This window comes from Ruegeria sp. R13_0 (assembly GCF_017743995.1).
In the GTDB taxonomy this organism is placed as follows: domain Bacteria; phylum Pseudomonadota; class Alphaproteobacteria; order Rhodobacterales; family Rhodobacteraceae; genus Ruegeria.
Genome location: NZ_JAGHRB010000001.1, coordinates 268,078 through 290,018 on the forward strand (window position 1 = coordinate 268,078; position 21,941 = coordinate 290,018).

29 protein-coding genes and 1 tRNA gene are annotated in these 21,941 nt (G+C 58.9%); 13 read left to right on the forward strand and 17 right to left on the reverse strand.

Going from position 1 to position 21,941, the window contains the following annotated elements; all coding sequences use genetic code 11:
• Positions 1-98: 98 nt before the first annotated feature.
• Positions 99-1,397 carry a capsule biosynthesis protein gene (locus J7394_RS01270; protein WP_209250400.1) on the reverse strand — a complete coding sequence of 433 codons (1,299 nt, stop codon included), beginning with the start codon at positions 1,395-1,397 and terminating at the stop codon, positions 99-101.
• A gap of 140 nt (positions 1,398-1,537) precedes the next feature.
• Here J7394_RS01270 and J7394_RS01275 point away from each other — a divergent pair, with 140 nt between their 5' ends.
• The 5 genes from J7394_RS01275 to J7394_RS01295 all read left to right on the forward strand — a co-directional run bounded on the left by J7394_RS01275 (position 1,538) and on the right by J7394_RS01295 (position 4,754).
• Positions 1,538-2,125, forward strand: coding sequence for a riboflavin synthase (locus J7394_RS01275; protein ID WP_170470232.1), 588 nt, complete (start codon positions 1,538-1,540; stop codon positions 2,123-2,125).
• A gap of 109 nt (positions 2,126-2,234) precedes the next feature.
• A complete protein-coding gene (gene ribB, locus J7394_RS01280; protein WP_209250401.1) occupies positions 2,235-3,356 on the forward strand; it encodes a 3,4-dihydroxy-2-butanone-4-phosphate synthase in 1,122 nt (373 codons plus the stop codon).
• 2 nt (positions 3,357-3,358) lie between these two features.
• Positions 3,359-3,910 carry a 6,7-dimethyl-8-ribityllumazine synthase gene (locus J7394_RS01285; RefSeq protein WP_209250402.1) on the forward strand — a complete coding sequence of 184 codons (552 nt, stop codon included), beginning with the start codon at positions 3,359-3,361 and terminating at the stop codon, positions 3,908-3,910.
• Positions 3,907-4,389, forward strand: a complete 483-nt coding sequence (nusB, locus tag J7394_RS01290; RefSeq protein WP_209250403.1) for a transcription antitermination factor NusB — start codon at positions 3,907-3,909, stop codon at positions 4,387-4,389. Before J7394_RS01285 ends, nusB begins: the two co-directional genes overlap by 4 nt.
• Positions 4,390-4,448: 59 nt before the next feature.
• Positions 4,449-4,754 carry a hypothetical protein gene (locus tag J7394_RS01295; RefSeq protein WP_209250404.1) on the forward strand — a complete coding sequence of 102 codons (306 nt, stop codon included), beginning with the start codon at positions 4,449-4,451 and terminating at the stop codon, positions 4,752-4,754.
• 213 nt (positions 4,755-4,967) lie between these two features.
• Here J7394_RS01295 and J7394_RS01300 read toward each other — a convergent pair whose 3' ends face one another.
• Positions 4,968-5,393 carry an SRPBCC domain-containing protein gene (locus tag J7394_RS01300; protein ID WP_209250405.1) on the reverse strand — a complete coding sequence of 142 codons (426 nt, stop codon included), beginning with the start codon at positions 5,391-5,393 and terminating at the stop codon, positions 4,968-4,970.
• Positions 5,390-5,710, reverse strand: a complete 321-nt coding sequence (locus J7394_RS01305; RefSeq protein WP_170677532.1) for a helix-turn-helix transcriptional regulator — start codon at positions 5,708-5,710, stop codon at positions 5,390-5,392. Before J7394_RS01305 ends, J7394_RS01300 begins: the two co-directional genes overlap by 4 nt.
• Positions 5,711-5,825: 115 nt before the next feature.
• Between J7394_RS01305 and J7394_RS01310 the strand changes: the two genes are divergently transcribed.
• The gene (locus tag J7394_RS01310; RefSeq protein ID WP_170718233.1) at positions 5,826-6,257 is read left to right on the forward strand and encodes an MmcB family DNA repair protein; all 432 of its coding nucleotides are present in this window, start codon (positions 5,826-5,828) and stop codon (positions 6,255-6,257) included.
• Between the two features lie 6 nt (positions 6,258-6,263).
• On the opposite strand, the gene J7394_RS01315 is transcribed toward J7394_RS01310, so the two are convergent.
• Positions 6,264-6,452 carry a DUF6324 family protein gene (locus J7394_RS01315; RefSeq protein WP_209250406.1) on the reverse strand — a complete coding sequence of 63 codons (189 nt, stop codon included), beginning with the start codon at positions 6,450-6,452 and terminating at the stop codon, positions 6,264-6,266.
• A gap of 78 nt (positions 6,453-6,530) precedes the next feature.
• Here J7394_RS01315 and J7394_RS01320 point away from each other — a divergent pair, with 78 nt between their 5' ends.
• Positions 6,531-7,013 carry a GNAT family N-acetyltransferase gene (locus J7394_RS01320; protein ID WP_209250408.1) on the forward strand — a complete coding sequence of 161 codons (483 nt, stop codon included), beginning with the start codon at positions 6,531-6,533 and terminating at the stop codon, positions 7,011-7,013.
• A 47-nt stretch (positions 7,014-7,060) separates the two neighbouring features.
• Positions 7,061-7,137 (forward strand) — tRNA-His (locus J7394_RS01325).
• A gap of 92 nt (positions 7,138-7,229) precedes the next feature.
• Here the strand turns inward: J7394_RS01325 and J7394_RS01330 are convergent.
• The 11 genes from J7394_RS01330 to secG all read right to left on the reverse strand — a co-directional run bounded on the left by J7394_RS01330 (position 7,230) and on the right by secG (position 15,785).
• The gene (locus J7394_RS01330) at positions 7,230-8,036 is read right to left on the reverse strand and encodes an ABC transporter permease (protein WP_170470205.1); all 807 of its coding nucleotides are present in this window, start codon (positions 8,034-8,036) and stop codon (positions 7,230-7,232) included.
• Entirely contained in the window at positions 8,033-8,920 is an 888-nt protein-coding gene (locus tag J7394_RS01335; protein WP_209250410.1) for an ABC transporter permease, read from the reverse strand. Before J7394_RS01335 ends, J7394_RS01330 begins: the two co-directional genes overlap by 4 nt.
• 81 nt (positions 8,921-9,001) lie before the next feature.
• Entirely contained in the window at positions 9,002-9,751 is a 750-nt protein-coding gene (locus J7394_RS01340; RefSeq protein WP_209250412.1) for a transporter substrate-binding domain-containing protein, read from the reverse strand.
• Between the two features lie 34 nt (positions 9,752-9,785).
• On the reverse strand, positions 9,786-10,562 hold the full coding sequence (locus tag J7394_RS01345; RefSeq protein ID WP_170718231.1) for an amino acid ABC transporter ATP-binding protein: 777 nt from the start codon (positions 10,560-10,562) through the stop codon (positions 9,786-9,788).
• A gap of 125 nt (positions 10,563-10,687) precedes the next feature.
• Positions 10,688-11,431, reverse strand: a complete 744-nt coding sequence (locus J7394_RS01350) for a phosphate/phosphite/phosphonate ABC transporter substrate-binding protein (RefSeq protein WP_209250707.1) — start codon at positions 11,429-11,431, stop codon at positions 10,688-10,690.
• A 5-nt stretch (positions 11,432-11,436) separates the two neighbouring features.
• The gene (locus J7394_RS01355) at positions 11,437-11,874 is read right to left on the reverse strand and encodes a TerB family tellurite resistance protein (RefSeq protein ID WP_170376289.1); all 438 of its coding nucleotides are present in this window, start codon (positions 11,872-11,874) and stop codon (positions 11,437-11,439) included.
• Between the two features lie 20 nt (positions 11,875-11,894).
• The gene (locus tag J7394_RS01360; RefSeq protein WP_209250414.1) at positions 11,895-12,344 is read right to left on the reverse strand and encodes a TerB family tellurite resistance protein; all 450 of its coding nucleotides are present in this window, start codon (positions 12,342-12,344) and stop codon (positions 11,895-11,897) included.
• A gap of 42 nt (positions 12,345-12,386) precedes the next feature.
• Positions 12,387-12,680 carry a DUF1330 domain-containing protein gene (locus J7394_RS01365; RefSeq protein ID WP_170470190.1) on the reverse strand — a complete coding sequence of 98 codons (294 nt, stop codon included), beginning with the start codon at positions 12,678-12,680 and terminating at the stop codon, positions 12,387-12,389.
• Positions 12,681-12,742: 62 nt separating this feature from the next.
• The gene (locus J7394_RS01370; RefSeq protein ID WP_209250416.1) at positions 12,743-13,519 is read right to left on the reverse strand and encodes an isocitrate lyase/phosphoenolpyruvate mutase family protein; all 777 of its coding nucleotides are present in this window, start codon (positions 13,517-13,519) and stop codon (positions 12,743-12,745) included.
• Between the two features lie 96 nt (positions 13,520-13,615).
• Positions 13,616-15,259 carry a CTP synthase gene (locus J7394_RS01375; protein ID WP_170376297.1) on the reverse strand — a complete coding sequence of 548 codons (1,644 nt, stop codon included), beginning with the start codon at positions 15,257-15,259 and terminating at the stop codon, positions 13,616-13,618.
• A gap of 160 nt (positions 15,260-15,419) precedes the next feature.
• On the reverse strand, positions 15,420-15,785 hold the full coding sequence (gene secG / locus J7394_RS01380) for a preprotein translocase subunit SecG (RefSeq protein ID WP_170376300.1): 366 nt from the start codon (positions 15,783-15,785) through the stop codon (positions 15,420-15,422).
• 150 nt (positions 15,786-15,935) lie between these two features.
• Between secG and nthA the strand changes: the two genes are divergently transcribed.
• The 5 genes from nthA to J7394_RS01405 all read left to right on the forward strand — a co-directional run bounded on the left by nthA (position 15,936) and on the right by J7394_RS01405 (position 19,307).
• Complete coding sequence (nthA, locus tag J7394_RS01385) at positions 15,936-16,550, forward strand: nitrile hydratase subunit alpha (RefSeq protein WP_209250418.1); 615 nt, start codon at positions 15,936-15,938, stop codon at positions 16,548-16,550.
• Positions 16,547-17,224, forward strand: a complete 678-nt coding sequence (gene nthB / locus J7394_RS01390; protein WP_209250420.1) for a nitrile hydratase subunit beta — start codon at positions 16,547-16,549, stop codon at positions 17,222-17,224. Before nthA ends, nthB begins: the two co-directional genes overlap by 4 nt.
• Positions 17,221-17,550: a nitrile hydratase accessory protein gene (locus J7394_RS01395; protein ID WP_209250421.1), complete on the forward strand. Its 330-nt coding sequence runs from the start codon at positions 17,221-17,223 to the stop codon at positions 17,548-17,550. The genes nthB and J7394_RS01395 overlap by 4 nt, the downstream gene beginning before the upstream one ends.
• A gap of 219 nt (positions 17,551-17,769) precedes the next feature.
• Positions 17,770-19,065, forward strand: a complete 1,296-nt coding sequence (locus J7394_RS01400) for an adenylosuccinate synthase (protein ID WP_209250422.1) — start codon at positions 17,770-17,772, stop codon at positions 19,063-19,065.
• Positions 19,065-19,307, forward strand: coding sequence for a DUF2842 domain-containing protein (locus tag J7394_RS01405; RefSeq protein WP_209250423.1), 243 nt, complete (start codon positions 19,065-19,067; stop codon positions 19,305-19,307). The genes J7394_RS01400 and J7394_RS01405 overlap by 1 nt, the downstream gene beginning before the upstream one ends.
• A 150-nt stretch (positions 19,308-19,457) precedes the next feature.
• Here the strand turns inward: J7394_RS01405 and J7394_RS01410 are convergent, their stop codons facing one another.
• Positions 19,458-20,018: a GNAT family N-acetyltransferase gene (locus J7394_RS01410; protein ID WP_209250424.1), complete on the reverse strand. Its 561-nt coding sequence runs from the start codon at positions 20,016-20,018 to the stop codon at positions 19,458-19,460.
• A gap of 176 nt (positions 20,019-20,194) precedes the next feature.
• Positions 20,195-21,826 (reverse strand): hypothetical protein, encoded by a 1,632-nt coding sequence (locus J7394_RS01415; protein ID WP_209250425.1) that lies wholly within the window; start codon positions 21,824-21,826, stop codon positions 20,195-20,197.
• Positions 21,827-21,941: the final 115 nt, after the last annotated feature.

Here is a 21,941-nt window from a genome sequence, read left to right on the forward strand (position 1 = left end):
GGATTGGAAAGCGATGCACTGCCGATAACCTCAGTTCTGCTTGTTTTTCGGAAAGCTACTCTTTTACCGCTACAACTTCCAGAGCAGGATGGCCGCGTCTACTCAACGATTTTCAACTGTGGCTCTGGGGCCGCGTCGTCGGACAGCGCGGCCTGATAGGGATCATCAGCCCTCAGCATCATATCGACAGCGCGGCGCAGCAATTGCCGACGTCCGCGTCTGGAGTAGTAGCCGCCCGGAACCTGACTGGTTTCCAGCAGAAACCGTCGATAGAGCTGATAGGCCTCAACATCGGGCAACTCAGGGGCGGCGAAGAAACGACTAACCTCCTGTTGCGACACAAGTTCCGGCTTGTCATAGACCGCGCGACCAAAAATCCGCAGGGGGATGCCGCGCCACAGCACCTGCTGCCCGGCGGTCGAGTTGATGGTCACGGCCGAGCTGGCATCATCCAGCAGTTTCGCCAGTTTGCCGCCGGGGACGTAATGCACCCGGCCATTTATCCCGAATCTGACCGCCAAATCCCGAACGCGGCGGCGGAGGGGTTCGCGGTGGTTCTCAAGCGGATGTTCCTTAATGACCAGATGATGATGTGCGGGGGCGCCCTTGGCGAAGCCCTCCATCATTTGTTCTAAAAAAGCACACATTCCCGAATAGTCTGAATGGGACTGGACCGAGCTGTCATGCCCCAATTGCAAAAGTACAAGGTGATAAGGAAAGGCCCCGCTACGTACCCGCGCCGTGGCCAGACTTCGTTGCAGCCGGTGGAAGGGCATCAGCATAAGGCGTTTGAAATAAAGGCGGAATTCTTTCGAAACCGGCAGCGCACGGTGCGGTCTGAAATTGCGATAGCGCCCGTTCAGAAACAGCACGAACCAGTGGTAGAGCGCGCCGTAGAAAATGTGTTGGCGCATATCTCCCCAATGGGACGGCGGCGGCGGCGCGTGCCCGCCCGAATGCGACAGGGCCTGCGCCATTTGGTCCAGATCCAGAGACATCAGCCGCGAATTGCCGTTTGAGCCGTCGCGCTCATAGGTGACCCACCATGGGCGCAGGTAGCCTTCCTCGAACACATGCACGGTGATGCCTCGTGTCTTGGCGATCCTGACGGCGTTGGCGTGAATCGGGCGGGTGTCACCGTAGAGAACGATGTCTGTCACTTGTTTCTCGGCGATCAGCGCCTGTAGCACTTCGGGCCAGTGTACTGGCGCGTCGCGATAGGGGATGTAGCTTTTCCTGTCGAACCAGAACGCCTGATCACCCGCGTTGAAGCCAACACGCCATGTCTGCGCCCCCGAGGCACGCAGCATCCGGCCCAACGCGTTGAAAAACGGGCCATGCGGGCCTTGCAGGAACAGAAAGACCCGAGGGTCAGCGTGTGGGTCTGGGTGGTGCATCTGCGCGATTTAGCCAATATTCTTGTCGAAACTATGCCCGCCTGAGGGTTTCTCGGCAAGGTTGGGCTTGCCGGGCGGCGCGGATCAGCTTACCTCGGCCCTGATAGTCTGAGACAGGGTAGAACGCGAGGGTTGACGGAATGTTTACAGGGATCGTGACCGATATCGGAACAGTGACCGAGCTGGACCAGCAAGGCGACCTGCGTGCGCGTATCCAGACGAGCTATGACACGGCCTCGATTGACATTGGCGCATCGATTGCAAGCGATGGCGTTTGTCTGACCGTGATTGCGCTGGGCGATGATTGGTATGACGTTCAGATCAGCGCCGAGACCGTCTCGAAAACCAACCTCAACAGCTGGGCGCTGGGCAAGCGCGTCAACCTTGAGCGTGCGTTGAAAGTTGGCGACGAACTTGGCGGTCACATCGTGTCGGGCCATGTGGATGGCGTTGCCGAAGTTGTCGATCTGCGCGACGAAGGCGACAGCACGCGGGTCACCTTGCGCGCGCCCAAGGATTTGGCGCGCTTCATTGCTCCCAAAGGCTCGGTTGCGTTGAACGGGACGTCTCTGACGGTAAATGATGTCGAAGGGTGCGATTTCGGCATCAACTTCATCCCTCACACCAAAGAGGTCACCACATGGGGTGATGTCGCCGTGGGGGATCGGGTGAATCTGGAAATCGACACTCTCGCCCGCTACGTCGCCCGCCTGGCCGAGACCGTCTGAGCGTTAGAATACGTCGCGTCTGAGCCCGCTCAGGCCGTTTGTGCTCTGGCTTTTGGATGCGGGGTGGTCTATCCCGCCTTGCAGAAATGCTCTTGTGAAAGGCTGCCCCATGAGCTTTGAAACCCCCGGCCCGGTCGAGGCCCAGCTGCGCGACGCGATCAGCCCGATTGAGGATATCATCGAAGAGGCCCGCGCGGGCCGGATGTATATCCTCGTTGATCATGAAGATCGCGAGAATGAAGGCGATCTGGTCATTGCCGCAGAATTTGCCGATGCCGAGGCGATCAATTTCATGGCTACCCATGGGCGCGGCTTGATCTGCCTGCCGATGACGGCTGAACGGGTCGAAGCGCTGGCGCTTCCGATGATGGCGGTGAACAACTCATCCCGCCACGAAACGGCGTTTACGGTTTCTATCGAAGCGCGTGAGGGCGTGTCGACCGGTATTTCCGCCGCAGATCGCGCGCTGACCGTGGCGACGGCGATCAATGAACAAAACACCATGGCCCATATCGCAACACCGGGCCACATCTTCCCCTTGCGCGCCAAGCGGGGTGGGGTGTTGGTCCGCGCAGGCCACACCGAGGCTGCCGTGGATATTTCGCGCCTGGCCGGGTTGAACCCCTCAGGCGTGATCTGTGAGATCATGAAACCCGACGGCACCATGGCCCGTCTGCCCGATCTGGTCGAGTTCGCCAAAACCCATGACATGAAGATCGGTACGATCAGCGACCTGATCACCTATCGCTCGCGCAATGACAACCTCGTGGTCGAAACCTCGCGTCAGATGGTCTCGTCGGAATACGGCGGCGAATGGGAAATGCGCCTGTTCACCGATCAGCTTCACGGCATCGAACATGTCGTCATGATCAAAGGCGACATCACCACGCCCGAGCCTGTCCTGACCCGCACGCACGCGCTGCACGAAGCGCCGGATATCTTGGGCCTCGGTCCGAAGTCTTCTCGTGAATTGCCACGCGCAATGGAGAAGATCGCGGAAGAGGGTCGGGGGGTCGTCTGTCTGTTCCGTCAGCCGCGCAACTCGCTCTACGCGGTCGAAGATGAAGGCCCGCGGACGATCAAGCAAACCGGTCTGGGGTCTCAGATACTCTCTAAACTGGGCATTCAAGAGCTGGTCCTGCTGACCGACTCGCCCGAAACCGTATATCTGGGGCTGGACGCATTTGGGCTGTCCATCGTTGGCACCCGTCCGATCCTGAAGGAAGACTGATCATGGCTGAACAAGACAAACATGGCATTCTGCCGACACCCAGCTTCGACAAGCCGGTAAAGCTACTGATCGTCGCGGCGCCGTTCTATCGCGCGATTGCCGACAATCTGATTGCGGGCGCGAAGGTCGAGATCGAAGCGGCGGGCGGCACCTGTGAGGTTGTCGAAGTTCCCGGCGCGCTTGAGATCCCAACCGCCATCGCCATGGCCGACCGTCAGTGCAATTTCGACGGCTATGTCGCGCTGGGCTGCGTCATTCGCGGCGAGACCACGCATTATGAAACCGTCTGCAACGATTCCAGCCGTGCGATCCAATTGATGGGCTTGCAGGGGCTTTGCATCGGCAACGGTATCCTGACCGTCGAGAATGACGATCAGGCCGAAGTCCGCGCAAATCCCGAAAAGATGAATAAAGGTGGCGGAGCAGCCGCTGCGGCCTTGCATCTGATCGCGCTCAGCCGTAAGTGGGGCTCTTCCAAAAAGGGCGTGGGTTTCAAGCCGCCGTCCGAGTCCATCCTTGTGGCGGGCGACAGCAACGGATCCACGACAGCATGACCAAGACAGACGCGCCGAAACCGGCCAACCAGAAACGCCTGATGAAATCTGCCGCTCGGCTTTATGCCGTGCAGGCGCTGTTCCAGATGGAGCAATCGGGGCAGACGACCGAAGCGGTCGTGAATGAGTTTCTGGATCACCGGTTCGGTGCCGTCTATGAGGGCGAAGAAATGCTGGACGGCGATATCAGCGTCTTCCGGTCGCTGGTCGACAATGCGGTGAACTATCAGGCACCGATCGACCAGATGACCGACCGTGCTCTGGTCGCCAAATGGCCGATCTCGCGCATCGATCCAACCCTGCGGGCGCTGTTCCGCGCCGCCGGGGCCGAGCTGACCCAAAGCGACACGCCGCCCAAAGTGGTCATCACCGAGTTCGTCGACGTTGCACGCGCCTTCTTCCCTGAAGGCAAAGAGCCGAAATTCGTCAACGCCGTGCTGGATCACATGGCCCGTGAGGCACAGCCCGAGGCATTCTGACACCTTTACTCGAGCCAAACATGCGCTAACCTGAATGTCATAGCGCAATGAGGTTCGCCATGCCCAAACTGATCCACCTGTATATCACGCAAGTCGCCTGGGGTTTCGTCATCTCGGCCGTGTTTGTCGGGGTGCTTCTGGCATTTAACGTGGCAAACCTCCGTCATTTGATTACCAGTTCTGAAATCGGTCTGGTCGCCCTTGCGATGATCTGGTTCATGAACGGGATCGTGTTTGCAGGCGTCCAATTCGGCTACAAGATCATGAGCATGGCAGAAAAACCTGGCGGCCCACGTCGCGGCTCGCCTGTGGCGGACAGCTTCAAGCCCGCATTGGCCAAGCAGGAAGCCCGCGCAGAGCGCTGAATTTCAGGGAAAATGTGGCGGGACCACCAGTCAACCGTGCGGTGTGATTCCCGAGGACCTGTATGTACAGGTGGGCGCCAGGTAATCAGGCCAGGACCTGAACAGAGCCAGCCCCCTCGGAATTGCTTAAGGCCACCAGAATGCTACCAGTCACAAGAAGGGCAGAACCCGCCAAGCGCCTACGTAGGGCGTCCGGCGGGTTTACACAAGGGGTCAGGCATCAACAGTTTCGTGCAACGCCGTGCGCATCTTGCCGAAATGCTCATCCCAGCCATTGTCGAGCGCAAGGATCAGGCCGAACGCATCCGCACCCTGAGGCAGGCCTTCATGTTGAAGGCTAAGCTTTGTACCGCCTGCGACGGGGGTCAGAGTCCATCTGACTAGACTGACCGCGTCTCCCATCGGCTTCACAGCGAATGTGTACTCAAGATATTCAGGGGCACGTGCTTCCCGTACCTCGCCCCAGATCAGCAGGTCGCCGCTTGTGGTCCCGAACATTTGAAGTTTGCTTCCTTTGGTCAACGTGCAATCCGGTTTGTGAAACCACTCTGCCAGCCGTTCGGGCTCAGTCAGATAGGCCCAGACAGTATCTGGATCGGCCCGTAGAAAAATCGTCTTTTGCAATACGGCATTCGTCATTCTTTATTCCTTTCAATAGCTTCCTTAAGAGAGTTGAGGCGGTCGTCCCAGAACTGGTCAAAGTAGCTGAGCCAATCCAAGACCGGGGCCATGCCCTGTGGTTCAATTCGGTTGATGCGTTCTCTGCCGCGGGCTTCCACCGTTATCAGCCCACCATCAGACAAGACCGTCAGGTGCTTTTTGACGGCAGCCCTCGTCATGTCGAACCGGTTCGTCAACTGCCCGATCGTCATGTCCTGAGAGGCAAGCAGTTTGATGATGTCCCGACGGGTTGGGTCTGCCAGCGCACGAAACGCGTTTTGGGTAAGGGTTTGCATTTGTCGCCTCGGTAAAGATACCATTTGGTATTATATTAATGAGATACCATATGGTATCATGTCAAGCACTGAGTGAAGGCTTTACTTTTGTTCACTAATTGTTCACATTCTGGACATGACACTGGATTTGCAGCCCGGACAGAAACTTGCGCGCGGCGTCGCGCGCCATCTAACCGCCCACGGTTTTGTTTCCGTTGAAGAATTTGTGCCGGCGCGAGGGTTACGCGTTGATGTGATGGGGTTGGGTCCAAAGGGCGAGCTTTGGGTGATCGAGTGTAAATCCAGCCGTGCCGACTATCAGTCAGATGCGAAGTGGCAAGGCTATCTGGAGTGGTGCGATCGATTCTTTTGGGCTGTCGATACCGAATTCCCAACGGACCTTTTGCCTCAGGAAACCGGTCTGATCATCGCCGATGCTTATGATGCCGAGATCATTCGCATGGCACCCGAGGACAAACTGCCTCCGGCCCGGCGTAAAAAGATGATCCAGAAATTCGCCACTGATGCCGCGCGTCGATTGCAGGCGTTGCGCGACCCGCGGCTGTGACGCACTTCAGCCTTTGACGGTCAGGGCAGCTTGTGCGGCGGCACGCAGCTCGTCTGCGATCTCTTCGGCTTCCTCGGGATCGAAATCCATCGGAATCTCAAGGCCGTCGGCCTCGATAAACAGACGTACCATACCCTGATCGGTGGGGCCGATCTGAAGGTTGGCCTGAATGTCTCGTTCGGTGTTGATACCCATACGCGCCTCCGGGGACTGAGCGTTCCTGCTAGCGCGCACGGGGTTGAGAATCAAGCCGCCATTGCGCTCTGATACGGTATGGAGAACGTTAGGATCAGGGCTTTTCAGCCCCAGGATGCACCTTGGCTGGTTGAGCGTCATGGAACCCTCTATGCCCGCGATGAGGGGTTTGATGACAGCCTCGCCCCGCTGGTCGCGCGTTTTCTGGATGGATTTATTGCCGATCATGACCCTTCGTGCGAAAGGGGTTGGATCGCCGAGGCAGAAGGCCAAAGATTGGGGAGCATCTTCTGCGTCAAACTCGACGCGCAGACCGCAAAACTGCGCCTGTTCCTTCTGGTGCCCGAGGCGCGGGGTCTGGGGCTGGGAAAGCGGCTTCTTGGCACTTGTATGGGCTTTGCCAAGGCAGCGGGATACCAGCAAATGCAGCTCTGGACCCATGAAAGCCACAAGGCCGCCTGCGCCTTGTACCGGTCCACGGGATGGCAGTTGGTGGACAGCAAGCCGGTGCATTCTTTCGGTGTCGATCTTGTCGAACAAAGCTGGAAAATTAGGCTTTAATCCTCTTGCATTCCCGTTGCGTGTTCGGTACATCGCCCCTCACGAGTGCCGCCTTAGCTCAGTTGGTTAGAGCGCTGGATTGTGGATCCAGAGGTCCCCTGTTCAAGCCAGGGAGGCGGTACCATTTCCCCTCGATCTACCTAAGTTTCGAACAAAAAAACCGCGCTGGAAGCGCGGCTTAGAGTGATAGATTTTGATGCTCAGGCGCGCTGGAGATCAGCGCGCCAGGTTAAGCCGCAACTTCATCTTGCTTTTCCGAGCAGCGGGCAGGTGCCTGTTCAGTCGCTTGTTGACCAGACCAAAGCCCCAGATGATGACCAGCGTCAGCAGGATGAAATAGAAGGCCAGAATCGGATAGGGGATGAACGGGTTGAAGGTCTTATCCGCGAAATAGCTGGCGTAATACAGGGCGTCTCCGCGCTGCTGCCAGGCCGGAAAGGCCGAGAAAAAGACCAGCGTTGTCGCGTGGAACAGAAAGATTGCCTCGTTAGTGTAGGCGGGCCAAGCCAGTCGCAGCATGGTCGGCCAGACAATCCGGCGGAAGCGAGCCCAGCCGGTCATGCCATAGGCATCTGCGGCCTCGATATCACCCTTGGGGATCGAGCGGAGGGCGCCATAGAAGATCTCACCCGTATAAGCGGCTGTGTTGAGGAACAGTACAATCAGCGCACCCAACCAGGCCGACGTCAGGGCGTCGAACATCGGATAGGGTTTCTTCAGCGACAGAAAGAAGAAATAGGCAAAAAAGAACTGGATGAACAGCGGAGACCCTCTGAACAGAAAGATGAACCATTCCGAGGGTTTGCGCAGCCATTTGTTCGGAGATGCTTTGCCGACGGCCAGCGCGGTGGCCAGGAAAAAGCCAGTCGCCAGGGCCATGATGCCGAAATAGACATTCCAGATCATACCCGAGCCAATCAGCGTGAACTGTTCGCATAGGGTAAAGTCAGATTTTGGTAGCAGGCGTTCGCCAAGCCCGACAGAGCGCAGGGCGTAGTCCTGGATCGTCTGGATGCAGCTCATGCCGTCGTCTCCTTGCGCAGCAGCTCTCCGCCGGATGTGGCCTGACCGTGGGACAAGCGGCGCATCAGCTTTTCAAGCACGATTTCCGAGATGCGGGTCATGCCGAGGTAGAAGATCAGCAGGAACAGGAAATACCACATACGCCAGTCGCCATGGGGGTAATCGGTAAAGCGTGACGTCTTGGTGCCACCCAACTCACGCGCCCAATAGACGATGTCTTCGATGCCCAGCAGGAACAGAAGCGGGGTGGCCTTTATAAGCACCATCCACAGGTTGGACAGGCCGGGCAGGGCGTAGACCCACATCTGCGGTACCAGAATTCGCCAGAATGTCTGGCGGCGGGTCATGCCATAGGCCTCGGCCGTTTCAAGCTGAGCATGTGGCACGGCGCGCATACCGCCGAACAGAACGTTGGCCGCAAACGCGCCAAAAACGATGGAAAAGGTGACAACGGCCAAGAAGAACCCATAGGTCTCGTGGACCCATTCCGGGGCGCTGCCCAAGGGCAGTTTGGCGGCCTGACAGACGATGAAATCATTGCCTTGACGGACCGGATCTGTCCATTCGGGACACATGACCTGGTGGCGCGTCCACTCGAAGGCCTGATCCAGGGCGATGACGAAAAACAGAAAAAATGCGATGTCCGGGACGCCGCGCACGATGGCGATGTACCCTTTACCCAGCCAGCTGAGCGGCGCGACATGTGACCTGGCTGCCATAGCGCCCGCAAAGCCGAAGCTCAGCGCGACCGGAGCGGTCACGGCAAGCAGGCCAAGCACCTTGAGGAAGGACAGGTAGAACGACCAATGCACGCCGTTGGTCAAATAGCACGAAAACCAGCGGAACGTGCCCAGCGTGTCGGGATCAGCGCAATAGGAAAACATGTGGCGTCTTTCGAACGTCAATTCCGGCGCGAGGCCGGGGCAGGTTCGGCGCATTCAAGACGCCGAACCTTTTCGTGCAGATCAGTTGGAAACGACAGAGCCGTCGGCGTTGTAGGTCGGAACGCCTTCGCCGAACCATTTGACGATCAGTTCGTTCAGCGAACCATCCGCTTTCATCGAAGTGATGGCTTCGTCGAACTTGCCGCGCAGTTCGCCGTCGGATTCACGGATGCCCAGGCCGATACCGCCGCCCAGCGGGACGTCATCCCCTACAAATACCAGCTCACCGCCCGATTCTTCGACGATCGGCACAAGGAAGTCCTTGTCGGCAAACACGGCGTCTGCTTCGCCGTTACGCACGGCTGCGATGGTTTCTTCGGGGGTCGCGAATTCGACCAGAGTCGCGCCGGATTCAGCTACGTGACCCGCTTGAATGGTTGCAGTCTGTGCCGCAACGATGCCGCCGCCTACGTCAACCCCGTCCGATGCGCCAACATAGGCCGACGCCGCCGGAGGGAAGTAGTTTTGAGTGAAATCAATAACTTCATCACGCTCGTCGGTGATCGACATGCCCGCGATGATGGTGTCGTAGTTACCCGAGACCAGGTTCGGAATGATCGAGTCCCAGTCGTTCTTGACCCACTCGCAGTCCAGGTTTGCGCGCTTGCACAGCTCGTCGCCCACTTCACGCTCGAACCCGTCGATTTCGCCGGCGTCATTGATGAAGTTGTACGGAGGGTAGGCGCCCTCTGTGCCCATTCGGACGGTGTCGGCCATTGCGATGCCGGCGGTCAGCGCCAGTGCTGCGGTGGACAGAATCAGGTTTTTCATTGGTTACTCCCCAGTTTGGTTCTGTTTCTGAAACTTATGCCGCCTGAGTGGCGGAAAGAAAGCCCCGAAGCCGCTCGGATTCAGGCGCAGTAAAGATGTCTTCGGCGCTGCCTTCCTCTTCGATCCGGCCCTGATGCAGGAACACCACGTGGCTTGAGATATCGGCGGCCATCTTCATGTCATGGGTCACGATGATCATCGTCCGGCCCTCGGCGGCGAGATCCTTGATCACTTTGATCACTTCCTGCTCCAGCTCGGGGTCGAGTGCCGAGGTGGGTTCATCGAACAGCAGTGCTTCGGGCTCCATGCACAGGCCGCGCGCGATGGCAGCGCGTTGTTGCTGACCACCGGACAGTTGTGCCGGGTAGACATCGCATTTGTCGCCGATGCCGACCTTTTCCAGATATTTGCGCGCGCTGTCTTCCACTTCGGCCTTGTCACGGCCCAAAACGGTTACCGGGGCCTCCATGACATTTTGCAAAATGGTCATGTGCGCCCACAGATTGAATTGCTGGAACACCATGGACAGATTGGTACGAATGCGCAGGACCTGTTTGGGATCGGCGGGGCGGCGAGCACTGCCCGAACCGCTCCATTTGACGGGTTCGCCCTTGAACGTGATCTCCCCTTGCTGGCTGTCTTCCAGAAGGTTGCAGCACCGCAGTAAGGTGGATTTCCCCGAGCCAGAGGACCCGATGAGCGAGACCACATCGCCGCGTTTCGCGGTGATATCCACGCCTTTGAGCACCTCGAGATTGCCGAAGCTTTTGTGAAGGTCCTTGATCTCGATTACGGCAGAGGCGTCTGTCACGGAAGCTCCAGTCATGAGTGGTGTTGGTGCGGTAATAGGGCGGAAAATCCGGCGCAATGCAATGCGCAAAACACAGATTCGCGCGGGGAATCAATCAAAATGACCAAAGGTCGTGATCAAATTGGTTAGCTGCTGCGCAACTGTGCTTCGGGCGAAGCCGCAGTTGGAATGGCGAGGTACGCGCTTGCGGGAATTTTGATCAACCCACGGATGCGCAGATTGCCTCGATCCTCATCCGCCAGATCATCAATGGCGGCCTGAACCGCGCGTGCGATCCGAGGCGCATCCTGCGATTTCGACGTGATATAGGGCAGCCCGGGGGTCGGTTCCGTTTCGGCAACGTCGCGCAATGCGCCCCCCAGATCGGTGTGCGCCTTGAGAAGTTCCCAGGTCAGCGCGTCGAGCGCGGCGAAATCGCTCATGTCCTCGGCCACGGATTGGGCCGAATTGGCATGCGCTCCGGTTTGCTGTAGGCGCTTCGGTGAAAGCCCCATCCGGGACAAATGCGTAATCGGCGCAGACCAGCCGGATTGAGACAGGGGTTCGTTATAGGCAAAGACCCCGTCCGTCAGCTCCGCCAGGCTACGCGGATCATCGGCACGGGCGACAAAGACAGATCTGTAGTAACCCTCTGGGCAGCCGGGCAGACCATAGTCCGGCGTGCCGATCAGTTGCACCGCGTCATGAAGCTGCGTTCGGTAGGGCATGCCGCAGGTTTGGGCAAAGATCAGATCGGGATCGCGCCAGATGTCCCAGAAATCGCGGGACCGCTCAAGACTCGCGGGACCGAACCCCAAATGCGTCCTGATCAGGTCCCAGAAGCGATCGTTAGAGGCGCGCAGGGCGGGCATGTCATACATGCCCAGCATCGCTGTCACGCTTTGGCGGCCTTCTGACGGGCGAGGGCTGAATCCACGTCGCTGACACCCAATAGGCTAACCACAAGGCGCAGCAGCGAATCCTCTTCGCCGGTCCTTTGCCCATCGGCAAGGGCGACCGACCACATGGCCTGCACAACGGCCAGGCGATCCTCGTAGGCGACGGCCTCTTTAATGGCGCGGGTGAAGCGGACGGTATCGGGGGCCTCGGCCTCAAGGTCTTCGGCGCGGGCGCGCAGGCCTGCGGCCTCAAAGGGCGAAAGGCCATAGCGTTCGACCGAGACCTTGTCGATTCGGGCCATCTCCGAGTCGGCATAGTCGTTGTCGGACCGGGCGATGCGCACCAAAAGCGCCGTCAGCGCCAAGCGGGCGTCATCTTCGGCCAGAGGGTCGGGGTCAGGCTGTGTCAGCCGGGACAGAAAATCACGAAACATGAAACAGATATAGAGCCAGGTTAATGAGCTTCCAAGCGACTTTGCACCCGTTCACGGGCGGATTTGCTGTCATTGAAGCTGAGGCCCATCGCGACGCGGGCCTCTTCGACGATCTTGACCTCACCCTCATCCGTGTCGCCGTCGGCCAGCACGACCTCCCACAACGCGTCCAGCGCGGCGAGGCGTTCGTTCAGATCGGTGGTTTCGCGGATCAGCTTGCCGAACGTGTCGGTGTCCGGTGCCGCCGCATGAAGTTTCTCGCAGGTGGCGCGGACTTTGGCGGCCTCGATCGCGTTGTGCTGATAGAGGCGGGCCAGAATGCGATCAATCAGGCTGATCTCTTCCAGTTTGTAGTCCCGGTCCGCCTGTGCAACACGCACCATCAATGCCCCCAGCGCCAGTTCGGCGTCGGGGTCGGGCAGGTGTTCTGTCTGTGGCGGTCGAAACGCTTGGAAGAATTTTTTCAACATGAGGCCAATCTAATCCATATTTTGTGGCGCGCCAAGTTGAGACTACCCGTCATAGCCCTCAATGATCACAAGATCGCCGAGCGAGACAGGATCGCGCAGCGCTTTGGCCTTTTGATAGCCTTCGCTTTCGTAACAGGCGAGGGCCTGTTCGTAGCTGGGAAACTCGATCACAACCGTTCTTGCCCGCGCTGCGCCCTCTCTGACCTCGCGCGAGCCGCCGCGCACCAGAAAGCGGGCGCCATAGGCGGAGAAGGGTTCTGCATTCGCTGCGATGTAGTTCTTGTATGTCTCCATATCATCGACATCGACATGGGCCACCCAGTAGCCTTTGCTCATGGAACTCTCCCGTTTTGGTTTAGGGCAGGGTGCGAAGTTTGCTTCTAAATTGCAAGCTGCGCTTATTCGGCGTAGCCGATGGCCTTTCGCGCCTGTTCGGTTAGCCATGCGATCATCTGGCGATAGGGCACCGGGCCGTAGCTGATCCGGGCCACGCCCAGCTTGGCGAGAGTCGCTGAGTCTGGTGTTCCCGGCAGAGCGATGATGTTGACCGGCAACTCGGTGGCCTCACAGAGCTGTCGGATCATGGCTTCATCTTTCAGGCCCGGGGCAAAGAACCCGCTGGCTCCTGCGGATTGGAAGGCCGAAGCGCGGGCTATGGCATCTTCAAGCATCGTAGAATCATGCGTGTCAGCCGGTGCTTTCAGGAAGATATCCGTGCGGGCATTGATATAGGCGGGAATACCGGCCGCGTTGCAGGCCTTGCGCATCGCCTCGATTCGCGCGGCTTGATCGGGAATGGCGTGAAGGCCGTCTCCTCCGACGATCTGATCCTCAAAATTGAAGCCAACAACACCGCAATCCAACGCCCGTGCCGTATTGTCGGCGATGCCTGTGGGATCGACGGCATAGGCGCCTTCAAAGTCCAGCGTGACGGGCAGATCAACGGCGCTGACGATACGCTTTGCGTTGTCCAGCGCGGCCTCCAGCGGGATGTGCTGACCGTCTGCATAGCCTTGCGCCATCGCGACCGGAGCGCTACCCGTCGCGATCGCCTGCGCGCCTGCATCGCGCACGGCGGCAGCGCTGCCAGCGTCCCAGATGTTGAACAGGATGACCGGGTCGCCTTTGACATGCAGGCGCGTGAAGGTTTCAGCACGTTGGGCTTGGGTCGTCATGGGTATCTCCTGTCGAAACTCGTTCAACAGTTAATCCCATGACGCCGGAATCCTAAGCGCTTAATTGTGTCGGTACATCACGTTGCAGCGACCGGATCAGACCAGTCGAGAGCTGTCCTTGGCCGCGCGCACGAAGTCGCGGAACAGGGGATGTGGGTCGAACGGCTTGGATTTCAGCTCGGGGTGATACTGAACGCCGATGAACCACGGGTGATCCGACCATTCGACAATCTCGGGCAGGCGGCCATCGGGGGACATGCCCGAGAAGTTCAGGCCCGCTTTTTCAAGCTGCTCGCGATATTTGATATCGACCTCATAGCGATGGCGGTGGCGTTCCTCGATCTGAGTACCGCCATAGACATTTGCAACTTTCGACCCTTCGGCGAGAACCGCGTTATAGGCCCCAAGGCGCATGGTGCCGCCCTTGTCGTCGCCCACTTTGCGTTCCACTTTGTGATTGCCCTGAACCCATTCCTTGAGGTGATAGACCACCGGCTCAAACCGTTTCTTGCCAGCCTCGTGGTCGAACTCTTCCGAGCCCGCCTCGGCGATACCAGCCGCATTTCGCGCGGCTTCGATCACGGCCATCTGCATGCCAAGACAGATGCCCAGATACGGAACCTTGTGCTCGCGCGCGTACTGCGCAGCTTTGATCTTGCCTTCGGTGCCACGTTCGCCAAAGCCGCCGGGGACGAGGATGGCGTGGTAGCCTTCCAGATAGGGGGCGGCATCTTCGTGGTCGAACACCTCGGCATCGACCCATTCGATCTTGACCCTCACGCGGTTCGCCATGCCGCCATGGGTCAGCGCCTCGGCAATCGACTTATAGGCGTCTTCCAGCTGGGTGTATTTGCCCACAATCGCGACCTTCACCTCGCCTTCGGCGTTGTGGATACGGTCGCTAACGTCCTCCCATTTGGCCAGATCGGGCTTGGGGGCAGGGCTGATCTGGAACGCGTCCAGAACCGCCTGATCCAAACCTTCCTTATGATAGGCCAGAGGCGCGTCGTAGATGGTGGACAGGTCCTGCGCCGCGATCACGCTATCGGGGCGTACATTGCAGAACAGGGCCAGCTTTTCGCGCTCTTTCGTGGGGATCGGCCCTTCGGACCGGCAGACCAGAATATCGGGGGCCAGGCCGATCGAGCGCAGCTCTTTCACCGAGTGTTGGGTCGGTTTGGTTTTCAGCTCACCCGAGGCCTTGATGTAGGGCAGGAGCGTCAGGTGCATAAAGATACACTGCCCGCGCGGCTTGTCCTGGCTGAACTGACGGATGGCTTCAAAGAAGGGCAGGCCTTCGATATCGCCCACGGTGCCGCCGATCTCACACAGCATGAAATCGACCTCATCCTCACCGATGGCGATGAAATCTTTGATCTCGTTGGTGACGTGCGGGATCACCTGAATGGTCTTGCCGAGGTAATCTCCGCGGCGCTCTTTCTCCAACACGTTGGAATAGATCCGCCCCGAGCTGACCGAGTCGGTCTTGCGCGCGGCCACACCGGTGAAGCGTTCATAGTGACCAAGGTCCAGATCGGTTTCGGCGCCATCATCAGTGACGAAAACTTCGCCATGCTCGAAAGGCGACATGGTGCCAGGGTCGACGTTCAGATAGGGGTCCAGCTTGCGCAGACGCACCGAGTATCCCCGCGCCTGCAACAGCGATCCCAGAGCCGCCGAAGCTAGTCCTTTGCCCAAGGACGAAACCACACCACCAGTGATGAAAATAAAACGCGCCATGTTTTTTCGGCTGCTCCCGTGAGACGTCAAAATCAGCTGCCCGACGGTTCCGAAAAACCGCTGCATCACGGGACTTCACGTATAAAGGATTCGCGCCAATAGCGCAAGAGAACCGCAAGATGCTGTTGCAGTTCTCTTTCAGGTTTCTAGGTTTTGTGGCTTAGTCGGCCTGCGGGATCAGCGGAGCATTGTCGCCCTGCGCCGGAGGCAGCAGGTCATCTGCGGACGGAACCGCAGGCGCGCTTTCTTCAGTTGCGGCCGGGGCCGGAACACCCAAACGGTCGATGACCGAGCTGCCCGAAGACTTCTGCGCTGCCAGAATCGTCAAGGTGATCGAGGTGACGATAAAGCAGGCGGCCAGGATCCAGGTCACTTTGCCCAGGGCCGTTGCGGCTGCACGGCCTGTCATGGCGCCGCCGCCACCGCCACCCATGCCAAGACCGCCACCCTCGGACCGCTGCATCAGAACGACGGCGATCAGGCCCAAAGCCAGAAGAAGATGGATGATGAGAACGACGTTTTCCATGGTGGTCCTGTACAGCGTGGCGTGTATCGCGTGGTACTTATGCAAGTTTGGTTCTGGGGGCAAGTCACGAGTTGGCATCACAGTTGATGATGTTGCACATCACGCCAAAGGGACTGGACAGATCGGTCAGGCTTGGCGCACCCTGCGGCCATGCCTCATGACCATTCTGACCACCCGCACGCCTTGCTGCCCCCCGAACCCGCGCTGCGCGTCAAAGCGCTCGAAACGATTCTGACCCGGAAGGGATTGATCGACCCGGCGGCGCTGGATGAAATCATCGACACCTACCAGAACAAGATCGGCCCGCAGAACGGCGCGCGCGTTGTCGCCAAGGCCTGGAGCGATCCTGCTTTCAAGGCCGCATTGCTTGAAGATGCAACGCCGGTCGTGGCCGAGCTTGGCTACTATGGTCGTCAGGGCGAGCATATGGTGGTGGTCGAAAATACGCCGGAGCAACACAACATGGTCGTTTGTACGCTCTGCAGTTGCTACCCGTGGCCGCTGCTGGGTATTCCGCCCGGCTGGTATAAATCCGACGCCTATCGCGCCCGCGCCGTGCGCGAGCCGCGCAGAGTTCTGGCCGAATTCGGTGTGACACTAGCCGAGGATACGGCGGTACGCGTCTGGGACTCCACGGCCGAGATTCGCTATCTTGTGCTGCCCATGCGCCCCGAGGGGACAGAAGGGCTGGGCGAAGAGGACCTCGCGGCTTTGGTCACCCGCGACAGCATGATCGGCACGGGCCTGCCCAAGGAGGCATCATGACGCGCGTTCACGATATGGGAGGGCGGTTTGGCGATGGCCCGATCAACCCGGAAGCGGAAGACGCCGCCATTTTTGCCGAAGACTGGCACGCGCGGGCTTTGGCAGTGACGCTGGCCTCGGGCTTTTTGGGACAATGGAATATCGACACATCGCGCCACGCGCGTGAGCAGCTGTCGCCGAAGGACTACACCCGGTTTTCCTACTATGAGAAATGGATCTCTGGGCTGGCCGATCTGTTGGTCGCCAAAGGGGTGCTGACTCTCGAAGACTTGCGTGGCGAAACCTCGGTCGAGGATCATCCATTGGCAGAACGTATGTTGAAAGCGCAAGCCGTCGCAGCGGCATTGGCAAAAGGCGGCCCTGCGGACCGCAACTCGAACATCGCGGCGCAGTTCGAAGTCGGGCAAATGGTGCAAACAGTGCGACCCTCCGCGAACCGTTTGGTGGATGGTGGGCACACGCGTTTGCCGAGCTATGCCGCCGGGGCTCAAGGGAGGATCGTTCGCCTGCACGGCACACATGTTCTACCCGATTCCAATGCCCACGGGCTGGGAGAAGCCCCAGAACCTCTCTATGCCGTATCTTTCCGGGCGTCCGAGCTATGGGCCGATCCAGAACACGCCAAGGATGAGGTGGTGCTGGATCTGTGGCAATCCTATCTGGAGCCTGCATGAGCAACTGCATCACGGCCACCGCCCCAGAGCCTGTGTTCTTAGAACCCTGGCATGCGCAGGTCTTTGCAGTCACCGTCGCGCTGAACGAAGCGGGGCGTTTTGACTGGCCCGACTGGGCAGATCGGTTTTCGAACACGTTGAAACGGAACGGTCTGAACAAAGAACTGGATGGCGGGGATGACTACTTCCACGCATGGCTTGAAACCCTTGAGGCCCTGTTGGCTGAACAAGGGGATGCCGGCCAGGATGAGGTCACCTTGCTGCAGGGCGCTTGGGAAAAGGCTTACCTGACCACGCCTCATGGTAAACCGGTGCGCTTGCCCTAGAGCGAGGTGGGGGCGCAGCCCCCGCCGCCTTTGGCGACTCCCCCGGGATATTTTCGGCCAGATGAAGCAGGGGATCCGTTCTTCATCTGGCTAAAAATATCCCCGCCGGAGGCATCGCGCACAGTGCGATTTGCAGATGCGGCGAAATATCGGTTTCCCTACCGTCTGAGCCTCGTTATATCAGCCGAGTTTGATATCTTTTCGCGAAAAGGACCGGATATGGCCAACGTGGTTGTTGTCGGCGCCCAATGGGGTGACGAAGGAAAAGGCAAGATCGTCGACTGGCTCAGCGAGCGGGCGGACGTGATCGCGCGTTTTCAGGGCGGGCACAATGCCGGCCACACTCTGGTTATTGATGGCGAGGTTTACAAACTGCACGCGTTGCCCTCGGGCGTTGTACGCGGCGGCAAGTTGAGCGTTATCGGCAATGGCGTGGTTCTGGACCCGTGGCATCTGGTCAAAGAAATCGCGACTGTGCGTGCTCAGGGCGTTAAGATCACGCCTGAGACGCTGATGATTGCCGAGAACACCCCTCTGATTCTGCCGATCCATGGTGAGCTGGACCGCGCGCGCGAGGAAGCCGCCAGCAAAGGGACCAAGATTGGTACAACTGGGCGCGGGATTGGCCCGGCTTACGAAGACAAGGTCGGACGCCGTTCGGTTCGTGTAGCCGATCTCGCCGATGAGGCGACGCTGGAAGCCCGTGTAGATCGGGCGTTACAGCACCACGATCCTTTGCGCAAAGGTCTTGGGATTGAACCTGTTGACCGCGATGCTCTCTTGGCGCAACTGAAAGAAATTGCAGCGGAAATTCTGCCTTTTGCGGCTCCGGTTTGGAAGGTCCTCAACGAAAAGCGCAAGGCGGGCAAACGTATCCTTTTCGAAGGCGCGCAGGGTGCGCTGCTGGATATCGACTTTGGCACCTATCCTTTTGTGACGTCCTCGAATGTGATTGCCGGTCAAGCGGCGACCGGTGTGGGGATCGGGCCGGGCTCGATCGACTTCGTGCTGGGAATCGTCAAAGCCTACACCACCCGTGTAGGTGAGGGTCCGTTCCCGACCGAATTGGAGGACGCCGATGGTCAGCGACTGGGCGAGCGTGGCCATGAGTTCGGCACGACCACCGGTCGTCAGCGCCGTTGCGGCTGGTTCGATGCCTGTCTGGTGCGCCAGACCTGCGCGACGAGCGGAGTGAATGGGATCTCTCTGACCAAGTTGGATGTGCTGGACGGGTTCGAAACGCTCAAGATCTGCACCGGCTATGAGTTGGATGGCGAGCGTCTGGACTATCTGCCGACAGCTGCCGATCAGCAGGCGCGCTGCACGCCCATCTACGAAGAGATGCCAGGTTGGAGCGAATCCACCGAAGGCGCGCGCAGCTGGGCGGATCTGCCAGCAAACGCGATCAAATACGTGCGCCGGGTCGAAGAGCTGATCGAATGCCCAGTGGCGCTGCTGTCCACCAGCCCGGAGCGGGACGACACCATTCTGGTGACCGACCCGTTTGCAGACTGATGTCGGGCGAAAAGACACCCGGCCTTAGCTACAAGGCGCGCAGGCGTTGGTCTCTGTTCATTCTGGTGATCGGCCTGCCTGTCTATATTGTCGCCGTGGTCACGGTGGTGAACTGGCTGGATCGTCCTCCGATCTGGCTTGAGCTGCTGGTTTACGTGGCGCTGGGCATTCTGTGGGCTTTACCATTCAAGTTCGTGTTCAAAGGTGTCGGAAAAGAAGACCCGGACCAAAAAACCGACTGATCAGTATCTCTGCTTGGGTCACAGGCTCGCGTCATTTCTCAGCGCGACACGGAGACAGTGAGATGAGGGCAAGCCCGAAGTTTCGGCTTCGGGCGGTCCAGCTCTGTTGGCGCATTTGATCGTAAAGGCGCTTCGCGTCTATGTCAGTCCCTAGCCGGTTCGTCGATCGTTTCCCGGCCAGCTTAGGATCGCTCGGGCCATGGCATGATACTCGGCCGAGATTTCTTCGGCGACACTGAAGGGGGTGGGCCAGGGTGCCGTCAGCGTCGCCTCAATCTGTCCTGTCGTCAGTTTCAACTCTGCCTCGTGTTTTGCAGCCAGACGGCGCATTTTGTGATTGGTGGCCAGACACAACATATGGACTTCGCGAAATCCTCGATTGCGGGCTGCTGTTATGATCCGCGACAGCAGTGCATCGCCGATCCCCAGGTCCTGCCAGACGGTTTCAACGGTGAAGGCCAGTTCAGCGACATGGTTAGGGCTGTCCGGAACAGCGCGTAATTCACCGACACCGCGCAGGCAGGAATCGGGGAACGCGCCAAATACCAGCGCAGAATTATTGAATATGCCTGAGAGGTACGTCTCAACAAAGGCCGGGCTGACGGGAACGCCAAATCGGGATGTCAGTGCTTCTGCATCGAGACTCTTGAAATGGCTTTCTATTTTGGGCTTGTCGAATGCTCTGAGGCGTCGAATAGGGAGTTCATACATGGCGGAGCCTTGAGTTGAACACGAACTGAAAGATCACTTGCCTTACCAAAGACGATACCATTTTTCTGCACTGCAGCATAGCCACATGCGTGTCCGCATCGAAATTCCGTCACGTAAGCGCAAAAAAATGGGTCGAAGAAATCTCCGACCCACGCTCGATAGCGAAATAAAGTGTATCAGCCTACGGCGCGTTCGCCTTCTGGGCGAAATCCGATGTCACTTGAGGCGGCAAAGCGCCCCCCGCCAGCCTTTTCGATCTTGCCGTCGCGCAGAAGCTGCCCAAAGGACTTCAGGCTTTCTTCGCGATTGAATTCATCCTGTTTTAGCGAGCGGACCTTGTTCATCAATTGCGGGCGCGAGAACTGTTCCTGTCCTTCGATAAAGGACAAGTACGCCGCAGCCGCTTCGAGAAGGTCGGACAGGGACTGTGCGCCCTGATCCTGTGCAAACAGGGCGAAACCGCTTTCCTCTGACGCGTCCTCGGACTGATCCGAGGTGACACGGCGGGGGGTCACCGGGCCTGTATCCGCGTTGGGCGCATCAATACGTTGCGCGGCGACCAGCTTCAGAGGGGCCGCCATGTCTGCATTAGGGCGTTCGCTGGTAACCTGCACATCATCCGGGCGGCGCGGGCTAACGACCGAGGCCAGATCGCCGCGATACTCTTCATCAGCCGCCGCTTTCTTGGCCACATCTTCCGCCGAGGTTGCAGCTACGGCCGTGCGCAGATGAGAGTAGGCTTCACGCGTACCGCTCGCGGTCGGGTCGTCCATCTGCTCATCTGCTTTTGCCATCAGGCGTGAGACATCCTGATCCAGATCCGAGGACGCCGTGGTCGCCTGCGCATCCATTTCCTCTTCGATCTCGTCAATCTCGAGGAACAGGCTTTCTTCATCCTCAGCGGTCAGAACACCTTGCTGGTCGTCTTCTGCTTCGTCCGCAGGGCTGAGGATATTTTCAACCTCATCGCTGTCATCACTCGCCGTCTCGGCGTCTTCGTCGAATTCGGCGAAGATCACCTCGGGGGTCTCTTCTCCCACGGCGTCTTCACTCTCGGCTTGCAATGGGGTTTCATCTTGCAAAACGAGCGGCGCCGATTCCACGGCTGGGGCATCCGGCGCGTGTGCCTCTTCAACGGCTTCGACGGCAGGTTCCTCGGTAGGGGCCGGGGACTGAGGGGCCAGATCTTCGGGGCTCAGCGAACCTGCTGCAAAGGCGGCCGCGACAGCGTCCATCGGCGCGGGGGCGTCGGCCTTTAGGGGGGCGACCTCTTCCTCAGCATAGTTGTCCGTATCCACATCCGAATGGGAAACGACCGCGCGGATTCGTTGCAGTTTGGCGGCCAGGCTATCGGGCGCCGGGCCCGCGTCGGCATCGACCGGCGCAGCATCGGAGAAGAAAGATGCGGCAGTGTCTGTTTCAGGTGTCGCAGAGGGGGTCGGCTGGACAACATTCAGATCGGGCGATTGGGGCATGGCGTCTTCCTGTGGCAGGGTCGCTTTGGGGGCGGGGGGCGCATCGGGGAAAGCGGGTGTTTCAGTCCGGGGGGGTGTTTCCGTGGCGCGCAGAAGCAGGCCGGTATCGCTTGGGCGTGCTTCGACTTGTTGCGCATTGTCGCGCTGCGCAATCCGAGTCAGCATTTCGGCGTCTGGTTGCGGGGGTTCAGATCCAAAGTATCTGTCTTCTGCCGCAAGATCGCGGAAGTATTCAGCTATGGCTTTCATGGTCTCGAAAGAGTCGTCGAACCCCTCCAAGGTGCATGAAAAAGTCCCATAGGAAACGGTCAATACCTTGTTGTTCTGTACCATCAGACATGCGTCCTTTACAAACTAACTGAGCCGATCCGCCCGGACAGGGGCAGCCCGATCGACTCGGAACTAACTGCATGAACCTATCATTTTGTGGTCTCAATGTGTCCAAATC